Genomic DNA, 13,494 nt, shown 5'->3' with positions numbered 1-13,494 from the left:
GGTCGCCGTCGGCACGTGCTCGTAGGTGTACGCCACGGTGCCGTCGCTCACGCCCCGGTCGGTCGTGACGACCACGGGCACCGGCCCGGCCGCGTGGGCCGGAACGGTCGCGCGCAGGGTCGTGGGTGAGTCCACGACGACGCCGGTGGCTGCGACCCCGCCGAACGTCACCTCCGGCGTCCCGACGAACCCGCTGCCGGTGACGACGACCTGGGCGCCCCCGAGCGCCGACCCGGCGGCCGGGTCGACGGACGAGACCGTCGGCGGTGCGGGCTCCGGGTCGGTCGACGTCGTCACGGCGAACGGCACGCTCACGTACTGCCGGTCGTGGACGGCGTCGCCGACGTACTCGACGCCGATCTGCGGCGTCCCGCCGTCGGTGGCCCACTCGACGTCCGGCACGGTGAACGTGACGTCTGCGTGGCCGTCCTCGAGGAGCGCGTCGCCGAGGAAGCCGGTCGGGCCGTAGATCCCGACGGCACCGGTCGGCGTCGCGCCGTCACCCGTGACGGTCACCCGCACCGTCGCCGGGCGGCCGACCGGCGCGGGCAGCGGCGAGGACACCGCCGTGACCTGCGCGGCCGCGGTGCCGCGCGGCGGCACGACGAGGTGCAGGCCGTCGACGGTCTGGCCCGCCGCGACGTCGAGCGGCACGGCCTTGCTGCGCTGCTGCGTGCCGGTGCCGCCGTCGTAGTACGTGGTGACGCCGTCGTAGAAGCCGCTCGAGCCGCGGCTCTCCGCGACCACCGAGAGGATGTGGCGGCCCGGCACCACGTCGCCGGCGGTGAACGCGCCGTCGACGACGTAGCGCAGCAGCGTGTCGTCGTACCCGCCGCCGACCGGCGTGACGTACAGCTCGGAGCTGAACCCGGAGCCGTCGGGCTTGACCGCGGTGCCGGTCAGCGTGCCGCCCGCGACGATGCGCAGGTCACCGGTCGCCGTGTCCTCGCCGAGGGTCACCCGCACCGTCTCGGCGTCGGCGCGCGTCGGGACGCCCGGGTGGTAGACGGCGATGCCGCCGCCGAACGCGCTGGCCTGGACCACGTAGTCGCCGCTCGCGAGGCCGCGCACGACGAACCGGCCGTCGGGTCCCGCGGTCGCGCTGCCGTAGGCCCCGTCGTCGCTCGTCACGGTGACGTTGCCGGCCGTCGGCGTGCCGTCGACCGCCAGCAGGCGTCCGGTGATCGTGCCGCCGACGGGCATCGTGACCGGGTCGACGTCGACGCAGTCGCCCGCGGCGAGCGTGAGCACGGTCGCGTCGTCCCGGCCGGTGCTGCCGGGGTAGAACCCGTCGGCGAGGTCGTCGTTCCACGTGCTGACCTCGAGGAGGTAGTCACCGGGAGCCGCGTCGGAGACGCGGAAGGTGCCGTCGAAGCCCGTCGTGCCGTGCGGGCTCGCGGTGCCGCCGTCCGCCGGGTGCAGGAGGACCAGGGCGCCGGAGACGGGGGTGCCCGCGGCGCTGCGCACGACGCCGGTGAGGCACACGCCCTGGCGCAGGGAGGCGTCCACGCGCGCGGTCGTGCCGCCCGCGGTGACGGCGACGGGGGTCGCGGACGCCCAGTCGTCGACGCCGTCGAAGTACTCCGACCGCAGCCCGGAGCCCGCCGCGGGGCGGAACTGGAGCTGGTACTCGCCCGCCACCAGGCCGCCGATCGCGTACGTGCCGTCGGGCGCCGTGGTCGTCATCGAGGAGAAGCCCGGGCTCTGCTGCGTCGCCCAGACCGACACGCCGGCCACGGGCGCACCGTCAGGGCCGGTGACCGTCCCCGTGATCGTCGCGCCGGTGGTCAGCGTGATGTCCCCGAGCGCCGTGGACCGCCCGGCGACGGCGGTGACGACGCCGGCCTGCGTCTGGTCCTGCGTGCCGGGCCAGTACGTCGTCATCAGCCCCGAGCCCCACGGACCGGTGACCTGCACCCGGTAGGCACCCGCGGGTGCCTTGATGCGGAACGTCCCGTCGGTCCAGGTCGAGCTGGACCCGCCGCCGAAGCCCGAGGTGGCGGTCAGCGAGACGAACGCCGTGGAGACCGGCTGGCCGGCGGCGAGCACACGGCCCTCGACGATCGCCGCCGTCTGGAGCACGGTGTCGCCGACCTGCGTCGTCGCGCCCGCGGTGACGGACAACCACGTCGCCTCCCACGCGCGTGACCCGCCGTGGTAGCCCTCGAGCAGAGGGCTGTCGCCGGGCGGCATGACGTGCACGAGGTACGTGCCGGGGGCGACGGACCCGACGGTGTAACCGCCCTGTGCGTCGGTGAGCACGACCGCCCCGGTCGACATGCCCATGGTGGTCGTGAGCTCGACGGGGACGCCGACGACGGGGGTCCCCGCGCTGTCGACCACGCGGCCGGTGACGGTGCCGACCGCGTCGTCGGCCGACGCGGCGGTGGCCAGGCCGGTGAGGGTGAGGAGAGCGGCCAGGGCGGCGGCGACGAGGCGTCGCACGGTCCGCGGACGGGCAGGTGAGGGCATGGGGTCTCCTGGTGCCGGGTGCGCTGAGGTGCGCGACTCGGCGAGACCTTATCGACCGGATCCGACAGGTGTGAGGCGTTTTGGCACCCGCGTCACGTCGGGCCTGACCGGCGGGTTCGCCCGGGCATGCCGAGGGCCGGGTGGCCTGCGGTCCACCCGGCCCTCGTGACGGTCGCGGCTGCCCCGGTGCCGCGACCGTCCCCCGTGACGTCCCTACTGCACGTCGTCGTCGACCCAGTCGAAGGTCTTCGTGACGGCCTTCTTCCACAGGCGGTACTGACGGTCCCGCTCGGTGTCGTCGGCCGCGGGCTCCCAGCGCTTGTCCTCGGCCCAGTTGTCGATGACGTCCTGCTCGCCGGACCAGTACCCGACGGCGATGCCCGCGGCGTACGCGGCGCCGAGAGCGGTGGTCTCGGCGACCTTCGGCCGGATGACGGGCACGCCGAGGATGTCGGCCTGGAACTGCATGAGCGCGTCGTTGGCGACCATGCCGCCGTCGACCTTGAGCTCGGTGAGGTCCACGCCGGAGTCGGCGTTCATCGCGTCGAGCACCTCGCGCGTCTGGAAGGCGGTGGCCTCCAGGGCGGCGCGGGCGATGTGGCCCTTGTTGACGTACCGCGTGAGCCCGACGAGCGCACCGCGCGCGTCGGCCCGCCAGTACGGCGCGAACAGGCCCGAGAAGGCGGGCACGAAGTACGCGCCGCCGTTGTCCTCGACGGTCGCCGCGAGGGTCTCGATCTCCGGCGCCGACGAGATGATCCCGAGGTTGTCGCGCAGCCACTGCACGAGCGACCCGGTGACCGCGATCGACCCCTCGAGGGCGTAGACCGGGTCGGCGTCGCCGATCTTGTAGCAGAGCGTGGTGAGCAGGCCGTTCTTCGACGGGATCGGCTTGGTGCCGGTGTTGAGCAGCATGAAGTTGCCGGTGCCGTACGTGTTCTTGGCCGTGCCGACCTCGAAGCACGCCTGCCCGAACGTCGCGGCCTGCTGGTCGCCGAGGATGCCCGCGATCGGCACCCCGGGCACCATGCCGCCCTCGCGGCCCGTGCCGTACACCTCGGACGACGAGCGGATCTCGGGGAGCATCGACAGCGGGATGCCCATCTCGCCCGCGATCTCCTCGTTCCACGACAGCGTGTCGAGGTTCATGAGCATCGTGCGGGACGCGTTGGTGACGTCGGTGACGTGCACGCCGCCGTCGACGCCGCCCGTCATGTTCCACAGCACCCACGCGTCGGTGTTGCCGAACGCGAGGTCGCCGCGCTCCGCCTTCTCGCGCGCGCCGTCGACGTTGTCGAGGATCCACGTGATCTTCGGGCCGGAGAAGTACGTCGCGAGCGGCAGGCCGACGCGGTCCTTGTAGCGGTCCGCACCGCCGCCGAGCGCCCCCAGCTCGTCGGCGATCTTCTGCGTGCGCGTGTCCTGCCAGACGATCGCGTTGTACACCGGCTTGCCGGTGGTGCGGTCCCAGACGACCGCGGTCTCGCGCTGGTTGGTGATGCCGACGGCGGCGATGTCGCGGTAGGTCAGGTTCGCGCGGGTGAGCGCGAGGCCGACGACCTCACGCGTGTTGACCCAGATCTCCTCGGGGTCGTGCTCGACCCAGCCGGCCCGGGGGAAGATCTGCTCGTGCTCCTTCTGGCCGACGGACACGATCTGGCCGCCGTGGTCGAAGACGATCGCACGGGAGCTGGTCGTGCCCTGGTCGATCGCCAGGACGTACTGCGTGTCGGGCATGGGGGTCTGCCTTTCGGTCGGGGGCCGGGGTCAGAAGATGTAGACGTTGGCGAGGAGGCCGGCGAGCACACCGCCGACGAGCGGGCCCAGCACCGGCACCCACGCGTACGACCAGTCGCCGCCGCCCTTGTTCGGGATGGGCAGGACCGCGTGGGCGATGCGGGGTGCGAGGTCGCGTGCGGGGTTGATGGCGTACCCGGTGGGTCCGCCGAGGCTCGCGCCGATGCCGACGACGAGCAGGGCGACGGCGAGCGGGCCGAGCCCGGACGGCGTCGGGCCGAACGCGAGGACCACGAAGACCAGCACGAACGTCGCGATGACCTCGGTGACGAAGTTCCACGCGTACGACCGCAGGGCCGGACCCGTGGAGAAGACCGCGAGCTTGATGCCCGGCTCGGCCTCCTGGTCGAAGTGCTTCTTGTAGGCCATCCAGGCGAGGACGGCACCGATGAACGCGCCGATCAGCTGGGCGAGGATGTACCAGAACGCGTTGCCCACGGTCGGCTCGATCGTGACCGTGACCATGTCGTCCGGTCCGGTCTTGGTGGCGAACGGCTGGTCGGCCGTCAGCAGGCCGATGGTGACGGCGGGGTTGAGGTGGGCGCCTGACTTGAAGGCGGTGAAGACACCGGCGAAGACGGCGAGACCCCATCCGAAGTTGATGAGGAGCCAGCCGCCGCCGAAGCCCTTCGTGCCGGGCAGGATCACGTTCGCCACCACACCGGCGCCGAGCAGGATGAGCATCGCGGTGCCGAGGATCTCGGAGACGAACGCCTGGGACATGAGTGTGCCCACGGCCTATCCCTTCTGTTGACGAGACGTCGTTGTCACGTGCACCCCGCGCACGGGCCGCGGGGAGTTCGGGGTCGTGCTCAGGTGCCGGCGGGACCTGCCGATCCGCGGCCGCGCGGCGACCCGGGCTTGGTCCCGGCGCCGACGACGTCGTCGAGGCGGCGCATGGGGGCCAGGTCGGCGGCGCGCAGGCGCACCTGCTCGGCGGCCGCGTCGTCGTGCTCCTGCGCGGCGGCGTCCTCGGCCTCGGCGCGCGCGACGTAGGCGGCGATCTCCTTGCTGCGGGTCCGCTCGTCCCAGCCGAGGACGGGCGCGATCAGGTCGACGATCTCGTCGAGCGCGCCGACGCCCTTGTCCGCCTGCTCGTAGTTGAGCCGGGTGCGGTGCATCATCACGTCGTCGAGGTGCAGCGCACCTTCGTGGCTGACGGCGTAGACGATCTCGGCGCCGATGTACGCGGGCGCGTTCTTCAGCGGCTCGGCGAGCGACGGCTCGGCGTCGACGAGGTCGATGAGCTCTGCGAGCAGCGAGCCGTACCGGTGCAGCAGGTGGTCCATGCGCGGCCGGTCCCAGCCGTACCTCGCGCCGATGGCCTTGGACTGCCGCTGGAACACGCGCAGGCCCTCGGCGCCGACGAGCGGCAGGTCGTGCGTGAGCGACGGCAGGCTCGTGGCGCGCGAGCCGATCGCGAAGTCGACCGCGTCCTTGGCCATGACGCGGTAGGTCGTGAGCTTGCCGCCCGCGATGACGGTGAGGCCCGGCGTCGGGGACGCGACGGTGTGCTCGCGCGACACCTTGGCCGACGACGTGCCCTCCTTGACGTGCGGCTGGAGCAGCGGCCGCAGGCCCGCCCAGGTGCCGATCACGTCGTCGCGGCTGATCGGGCGGGACAGCACGGCGTTGGCGTGCTCGATGACGTAGTCGATGTCCGCGCTGGTCGCGACGGGGTGCACGAGGTCCTGCTCCCACGGGGTGTCGGTCGTGCCGATCACCCAGTAGCGGGACCACGGGATGATGAACAGCACCGACTTCTCGGTCTGCAGGATCAGGCCGGTGTTGCCGGCGATGCGGCTGCGCGGCACGACGATGTGGACGCCCTTGGAGGCCAGGACCCGCAGGCCGCCCTCGGACCCGGCGAGGCTCTCCGTCTGCTCCGTCCAGACGCCCGTCGCGTTGATGACCGCGCGCGCCCGGACGTCGAGGTGCTCACCCGTCTCGAGGTCGACCAGCTCGGCGCCCGTGACCGCGCCGCCCGTCGTCGTGTGCAGGTCGAGCACCTGGGTGCGGCTCGCGGCGTGCGCGCCGTACGAGACGGCCGTGCGGACGAGCGTCTCGACGAGGCGCGCGTCGTCGACGCTCGCGTCCCAGTAGCGGACCGCGCCGACGGCCGCGTCGTGCCGCAGGTCGGGGAAGAGCCGCTCCATGCCCTTGCGGGAGAGGTGCTGGTGCATCGGCATCGCGCGCTTGCTGCCGTTGACCGTCGCGAGCGTGTCGTAGAGCAGCACGCCCGCGCCGACGTACGCGCGCTCCCAGACGCGGTTCTCGAGCGGGTAGAGGAACGACACGGGCTTCACGAGGTGCGGCGCGAGCGTGTTGATGAGCAGGTCGCGCTCGGTGAGCGCCTCGCGCACCAGGTGGAAGTCGAGCATCTGGAGGTAGCGCAGGCCGCCGTGCACGAGCTTGCTGGACCGGCTCGACGTGCCGCTCGCCCAGTCCTGCGCGTCCACGATCGCGGTCGACAGGCCGCGCGTCACGGCGTCGAGGGCGATGCCCGCGCCCGTGACACCGCCCCCGATGACCAGCACGTCGAGCTCGTTGCCGCGCTCGCCGCTGGCGCGCATGACGTCGAGCGCGTCCTGGCGTGCCTGGACCGTCAGTGGTGCTGTCCGCATGTGGTTCTCGTCCCCCGGGTGATTCGTCTGCCTCGGATCGCTGCGCCCGTGGCCGCTCGCTATCGTCATCACGGGGCGAACGGACGCGCAACCGGGGTGCACATACGTGCATGCACAGGCGTCCGTCGGAGGAGGGGTGCGTGTACGTCGAACGGGAGCAGGACGTCCTGCGCGCGGCGTCCATGTACTACCTGCAGGACCTCAAGATGGAGGTCATCGCGCGGCACCTCGGGACCTCCCGGTCGACCGTCTCGCGGCTCATCAAACGTGCACGGCAGGCCGGCCTGGTCGAGATCACGCTGCGCCCCGCGAGCACGCGTGCACCCGGGCTCGGGCGGTCGGTGGCCGCGACGTTCGGCGTCGACGCGTACGTCGTGCCCGTCCCGGACTCCGCGTCGCACATCGAGCGGCTCGACCAGGTGTCGATGACCGCGGCACGCCTGCTCTCGTCGTGGTTCGACTCCGACATGGTCATGGGCGTGGCCTGGGGGACCACGCTCGCGTCGGTGTCCCGCTACCTCACGCCCAAGCCGACCCGCGGGTCGCACGTGGTGCAGCTCAACGGCGCCGCGAACATGCGCACCTCCGGGATCGAGTACGCGTCCGACCTCATCTCGTCCTTCGGCACCGCGTTCGGCGCGGCCGTGCACCACTTCTCCGTGCCCGCGTTCTTCGACTACCCCGACACCAAGCGCGCGATGTGGCGCGAGCGGTCCGTCATGCGCGTCCTCGACATGCAGCGGCGCGCGGACATCGCGGTGTTCTCCGTCGGCGCGGTCGCGGGCGCGGTCCCGTCGCACGTCTACTCCGCGGGATACCTCGACGACGCCGACGTGCGCCTGCTGCACGACGAGGGCGTCGTGGGCGACGTGTGCACGGTCTTCCTGCGTGCCGACGGCTCGTGGCAGGACGTGCACCTGAACGAACGTGCGACCGGACCGACGCCCGAGGAGCTCCAGCGCGTGCCGCGGCGCGTGTGCGTCGTCGCGGGGGACAACAAGGTCGCGCCGCTGCTCGCCGCGCTGCGCGCCGGGGTCGTCACCGACCTCGTCGTCGACGAGCTCACCGCGACCGGGCTGCTCGACGCGGCCGAGCCGCCGCTCCCGCGCCGGACCGCGCGACGGACCCCCGACGCGTCGGCACGCGCCTGACGCGTGGTCACGCGTGACGCGTGGAGACACGCGTGACCCGTGGACACGCGTGACGGGTGGAGACGCGCCGGACGCGTCGGCGCCGCGCGCCGCTCACGGCCACCGCGGGCCGCTCGCTCGCCGTGCGGGACCGCGGACGCGTGCTGATACTCGCTCGGTGACCGACACCGCCACCGCGCCCGACGACGTCGACGCCACGCGCCTCAAGCGCAGCGTCTCCGGACGTCTGCTGTTCCTGTTCATCCTCGGGGACGTGCTCGGCGCCGGGGTGTACGCGCTGGTCGGCGAGCTCGCGGGCGAGGCCGGCGGCATGGTGTGGGTGCCGCTGCTCGTCGCGCTCGGCATGGCCCTGCTCACGGCGGCGTCGTACGCGGAGCTCGTGACGAAGTACCCGCGGGCCGGCGGCTCCGCGGTCTACGCGCAGCGTGCTTTCGGTCGCCCGGTCGTGTCGTTCCTCGTCGGCTACTGCATGCTCGCCGCAGGCGTCACGTCCGCCGCGGGCCTGTCGCTCGCGTTCACGGGCGACTACCTCGGGGTGTTCCTCGACGTGCCGGCCGTCCCCGCGGCGCTCGTGTTCCTCGCGCTCGTCGCGGCGCTCAACGCGCGGGGCATCCAGGAGTCGCTGCGCGCCAACGTCGTGATGACGACCATCGAGCTCAGCGGTCTCGTGCTGGTCGTGGTGCTGGGGGCGGTCGTGCTCGGTCGTGGCGACGGCGACGTGTCGCGCCTGACCGAGCTGCCCGAGGGCACGGGCGTCGCCGCGGCGACCCTCGGCGGCGCGCTCGTCGCGTTCTACTCGTTCGTCGGCTTCGAGACGTCCGCCAACCTCGCCGAGGAGGTCCGCGACGTGCGCCGCACCTACCCGCGCGCGCTGTTCGGGGCCCTGCTCACCGCGGGCGTCGTCTACCTGCTCGTCGGGATCGTGGCGCCTGCCGTCGTCGCGCCCGCCGACCTGCAGGCGTCGAGCGGACCGCTGCTCGAGGTCGTGCGCGTCGCCGGCGGCGTGCCGCTCGAGGTGTTCTCCGTCGTCGCGCTGGTCGCGGTCGCCAACGGCGCGCTGCTCACGATGATCATGGCGAGCCGGCTCGCGTACGGCATGGCCGAGGAGGGGCTGCTGCCGTCGGTGTTCGGGCGCGTGCTGCCGGGCCGCCGGACGCCGATCGTCGCCATCGTCGTCACCACGGTCGTCGCGATGGTGCTCACGACGACGGGGTCGCTCGTCGACCTCGCGTCGACGGTCGTGCTGCTCCTCCTGCTCGTCTTCCTCAGCACCAACGTCGCGGTGCTCGTGCTGCGTCGGGACCGCGTCGAGCAGCCGCACTTCCGGGCGTGGACGCCGCTTCCCGTGCTCGCGGCCGCGACGTGCGTCGGCCTGCTCACGCAGCAGGAGGCGAAGCACTTCCTGCTCGCGGGCGTGCTGCTCGCCGTCGGCCTGGTGCTCTACGCGGTGGCGCGGTTCGCGTCACGCCGGCCGTCCCGCTCCTGATGGACGGGCCGGGGAGGCCCGACCTGTGACTCCACGGACGTCGGTGCGTGACGGGTCGGCGGGTGGGCCGTGCGGGGCGCGGGGACCGTGTCCGCCGCGTCACCCGTCCGGGTGGTTCTCGGGCCCGCGCACGCGGTGACACGCGGCGTCGGGCCGCGTGCACGTGGCGCGATGTCGGTGGAGCACGGCACCATCTGGTCATGGCCGATGACGACGCAGTCGCAGAGCCCTATGACCGTGCAGGTCGGCGCCGTCATCACCCGGTCAGGACACGCCCCGGGCCGCTCGCCGGGGTGCTCGCCGGCGTCGTCGGTGCGACCCTCGCGCTCTCGCCCGAGCTCCTCCTCGTGCCCGGCGGCGCCTACCTGACCGTCCCCGCGCTCCGGTCGCCGCTGCTCGTCGTCGCGCTCGTCGCCGTCGTCGTCGGCGTGCTCGTCGCGCGCCGCCACCCCGGCTGGGCGACCGTGCTCGTCCTCATGCCGTTCGCGACGACCGCCTGGACCGGCTGGTTCGTGCTCGGCTGGTGGGCCGGCCTCGTCGCCGTCGCGGCCGTGGCCGCCCACCGCGCGCCGTGGCGCGCCCTGCCACCCGCCGCCGCCGCGGTCGCCGTCACCAGCTGGTTCACGGTCTCCGACATCGTCGCGTCCGTCCCTCTCGGCTCGAGCGCCGTGGGTGACGACGGCCGGGACGGGCTCGTGTCGCTCGCCGTGATGCTCGGGCTCCTCGTCGCCGCCGTCGGGGTCGCGACCGTCGGCGGGATGGTCGACCGGCGCCGCGACCCCGTCGACGACCCCGCGGACGACCCCGACGCCGCCGAGCGCGCACGCCGGGCCCGCGAGCTCACCGACGCCGCCGCACGACGGATCTCGCTCGTCGCCGCACGTGCCGAGATGGCCCCGCCCTACCGCTACCGCGACGGCGGCGCCGACCGGCGGGCCGCGCTCGCCGCGCTCGCGGTCGACGCCCGGCGCGCGCTCGGCGAGCTCCGGCACGCGCTCGTGGTGCTCGACCACGCCGACGCCGAGCGTCCCGGCGTGCACCGGTCCGCCACGGACAGCCGGGCGGAACCCCGTGCCCGGGCGGGGGCGCTGCGCTGACGACCCACGGGCCGCACCGGCGCGGGCAGCCCGCGACCGAGCACCGGGGGCGGGCCGCGGCGCCGTGCACCCGCCGTCCGTGACCCTCTCGGACGGGCACCCGCGGGCGACGGTTACCGTGAGCGCGTGACGACCGACCAGCTCACGATCCGGCCCGCCCTCCCGGCCGACGTGCGCGCGATCCGTGCCCTCGTCCAGCCGTACGCCGACCAGCGCATCCTGCTCGCCAAGGAGTGGGTCGGCTACTACGAGGCCGTGCAGGAGTTCGTCGTCGCCGAGGCGCCCGACGGGGCCGTCGTGGGCTGCGGTGCGCTGCACGTCATGTGGCAGGACCTCGCGGAGATCCGCACGCTCGCCGTCGACGCGACGTACCGCGGCCAGGGCGTCGGGCACCTGCTGCTCGACGCGCTCGTCGACCGCGCCCGCGGCCTCGGGCTGCGGCGGCTGTTCTGCCTGACGTTCGAGGTCGACTTCTTCACCGCGCACGGGTTCCACGCGATCGAGGGCACGCCCGTCACGCCCGACGTGTACGCCGAGCTGCTGCGCTCGCACGACGACGGCGTCGCCGAGTTCCTCGACCTCGCGCGCGTGAAGCCCAACACCCTCGGCAACACGCGCATGCTCATCGAGCTCGACGACCCGACGCACTGACCTGCCGCCGTGGCGGCCGTGGCTCACGCGGCGGTCGTGACCGCCACGGGGTCGAGGACGACCAGCACCTGACCGGGACCCACCTGGTCGCCGGGGGTGACGGTGATCTCGACGACGGTGCCGCCGCTGGTCGCGACGACGGGCGCCTCCATCTTCATCGCCTCGAGCGCGAGGAGCTGCTGCCCGGGCTCGACGAGGTCGCCGGGGCGGACGTCCACGCGGAACACGGTCGCGACGAAGGGCGCCTCGACGCCGTCGCACCCGTCGGGCACCACGACACCCGTGGCGGCGGGGGCAGCGGGCTCGGGGTCGCGACGGTCGAACTCGCCGGCCGCCTCCCACGCGGACCGCTCGGCGCCGAACGCGTCGGCCTGCCGCGCCTGGAACTCGGCGATGGACGGCGCGTTGGCGGCGAGGAACCGCTCGTGCTCGGCCAGCGAGAACGTGCCCTCCTCGATGCGGACGTCGTGCCGACCGGCGGCCATGTCGGCGCGCAGGTCGAGCAGCTCGTCCGCGCCGACCGGGTACCAGCGGATCGTGTCGAAGAACCGCAGCAGCCAGGGCGTGCCCGGCTCGAACGGCCGGTGCTGGGCGTAGGTGTCCCAGACCTGGATGGTCCGCCCGACGAACTGGTAGCCGCCCGGTCCCTCCATGCCGTAGATGCACAGGTAGGCGCCGCCGATGCCGACCGCGTTCTGCGGCGTCCACGTGCGGGCGGGGTTGTACTTCGTGGTGACCAGGCGGTGCCGCGGGTCGAGCGGAGTCGCGACCGGTGCGCCCAGGTAGACGTCGCCGAGCCCGAGCACCTGGTACGACGCGTCGAAGACGGTGCGGTGGACGTCGTCGACCGAGTCGAGGCCGTTGATGCGGCGGATGAACTCGATGTTCCACGGGCACCACGGGGCGTCGTCACGGACGCCCGCCATGTAGCGCTGGATGGCCTCGCGGGTCGACGGGTCGTCCCACGAGAGCGGCAGGTGCACGGTGCGGCTCGGGACGACGAGGTCGCGCGTCGCGGGCAGCGTCTCCTCGACCTCCTCGACGATCTCGAGCGCGCGGCGCAGCGGCAGCACGTCCGGGTCGACGTGGAGCTGGAGCGAGCGGATGCCGGGCGTGAGGTCGACGACGCCGCGCAGGCCGTCGTGGTCGACGCGCTGCTGCACGGCCTCCATGAGCGCGTGCACGCGCATGCGGGACGCGAGGTCGAGCTTCATCGGCCCGTACTCGACGAGCAGGTTGTCGTCGCCGGAGCGGCGGTAGGTGACCTCGGGGTCGGTGGTCGTGCCGTCCGCGGGGGCGCCCGCGGTCGCGGTGCGGGCCGGCCGGGCCGGCGTGCGGCCCAGTACGCCGCCGTCGACGTGCGGGGCCCGGCGCGGGACCGGGTCGGCCTGCGGGCGTCGCCGCAGGTCGTCGGCCTGCGCCTCGTCGACGGGCACGAACCGGACCTCGTCGCCGGGACGCAGCTGCCCGAGCTTCCAGAGCTGCCCGAGCGCGACCGTCGCGGGGCACGTGAACCCGCCGAGGCTCGGGCCGTCGGGGCCGAGCAGGATCGGCAGGTCGCCCGTGTAGTCGACGGCGCCGACCGCGTACGGGGTGTCGTGGATGTTCGACGGGTGCAGGCCCGCCTCGCCGCCGTCGGGGCGCGCCCACGTGGGCTTCGGCCCGACGAGCCGCACGCCCGTGCGCGCCGAGTTGAAGTGCACCGACCACGTGGCGGCGTAGAACTCCTCGACGTCGTCCGTCGTGAAGAACTCCGGCGCCGCGTGCGGGCCCTCCAGCGCGCCGACGAGCCACGACGCCGGGATGACGGGCCGCTCGTCGAGCGGGACGGCGTGCGCCGGTGCGGAGTCGAGGGCGGCCGTGCCCAGGGAGACCAGGTCGCCGGGGCGCAGGGGGAGGCCCGTCGCGCCGCCGATGCGGCCCAGGTCGAACGTCGCCGCCGAGCCGAGCACGTCGGGCACGTCGAGGCCGCCGCGCACCAGCACGTACGAGCGCATGCCCGCGGTGGGGGTGCCGACCGTCAGGACGCCGCCCGGGGGCACGTCGACGGGCTCCCACTGCGGCACGGGCACGCCGTCGACCGCGACCGGGGTCGGCGCGCCCGCGACCAGCACCGTCGCCCCCGTCACGAAGCGCAGCTCGGGCCCGGCCATCGTGCACTCGAGCCCCGGCGCCCCCTCGGGGTTGCCGAGCGCGCGGTTGCCGAGGCGGAACGA

At 73.7% G+C, this 13,494-nt stretch carries 9 protein-coding genes; 4 read left to right on the top strand and 5 right to left on the bottom strand.

Translation table 11 applies throughout. The features are described from left to right. From KOV94_RS20335 to KOV94_RS20320, 4 genes are all read right to left on the bottom strand, one after another. Positions 1–2,472, bottom strand: a 2,472-nt coding sequence (locus tag KOV94_RS20335; RefSeq protein WP_218053034.1) for a carboxypeptidase regulatory-like domain-containing protein, incomplete at its 3' end; no start/stop codon positions are given. 213 nt (positions 2,473–2,685) lie between these two features. Next, the gene (gene glpK / locus KOV94_RS20330; protein ID WP_218053033.1) at positions 2,686–4,209 is read right to left on the bottom strand and encodes a glycerol kinase GlpK; all 1,524 of its coding nucleotides are present in this window, start codon (positions 4,207–4,209) and stop codon (positions 2,686–2,688) included. Positions 4,210–4,239: 30 nt separating this feature from the next. Further along, positions 4,240–4,992, bottom strand: a complete 753-nt coding sequence (locus tag KOV94_RS20325) for an MIP/aquaporin family protein (protein ID WP_124341549.1) — start codon at positions 4,990–4,992, stop codon at positions 4,240–4,242. An 89-nt stretch (positions 4,993–5,081) separates the two neighbouring features. Further along, positions 5,082–6,893 (bottom strand): glycerol-3-phosphate dehydrogenase/oxidase, encoded by a 1,812-nt coding sequence (locus tag KOV94_RS20320; protein ID WP_218053032.1) that lies wholly within the window; start codon positions 6,891–6,893, stop codon positions 5,082–5,084. Positions 6,894–7,033: 140 nt separating this feature from the next. Between KOV94_RS20320 and KOV94_RS20315 the strand changes: the two genes are divergently transcribed. From KOV94_RS20315 to KOV94_RS20300, 4 genes are all read left to right on the top strand, one after another. Next, positions 7,034–8,044: a sugar-binding transcriptional regulator gene (locus tag KOV94_RS20315; protein ID WP_124341546.1), complete on the top strand. Its 1,011-nt coding sequence runs from the start codon at positions 7,034–7,036 to the stop codon at positions 8,042–8,044. 157 nt (positions 8,045–8,201) lie between these two features. Beyond that, positions 8,202–9,530: an APC family permease gene (locus KOV94_RS20310; protein WP_124341545.1), complete on the top strand. Its 1,329-nt coding sequence runs from the start codon at positions 8,202–8,204 to the stop codon at positions 9,528–9,530. 293 nt (positions 9,531–9,823) lie between these two features. Continuing rightward, positions 9,824–10,627, top strand: coding sequence for a hypothetical protein (locus KOV94_RS20305; RefSeq protein ID WP_218053031.1), 804 nt, complete (start codon positions 9,824–9,826; stop codon positions 10,625–10,627). A 126-nt stretch (positions 10,628–10,753) separates the two neighbouring features. After that, entirely contained in the window at positions 10,754–11,278 is a 525-nt protein-coding gene (locus tag KOV94_RS20300; protein WP_124341543.1) for an amino-acid N-acetyltransferase, read from the top strand. 23 nt (positions 11,279–11,301) lie between these two features. Here the strand turns inward: KOV94_RS20300 and KOV94_RS20295 are convergent. Continuing rightward, positions 11,302–13,494: carboxyltransferase domain-containing protein (locus KOV94_RS20295; protein WP_218053030.1), on the bottom strand; the 2,193-nt coding region annotated here is incomplete at its 5' end.

The sequence above is a fragment of the Cellulomonas algicola genome (assembly GCF_019024305.1).
Lineage (GTDB): Bacteria > Actinomycetota > Actinomycetes > Actinomycetales > Cellulomonadaceae > Cellulomonas > Cellulomonas algicola.
The sequence above is the reverse complement of the archived record's forward strand: the minus strand, read 5'-3'. Positions and strand labels throughout refer to the sequence as shown.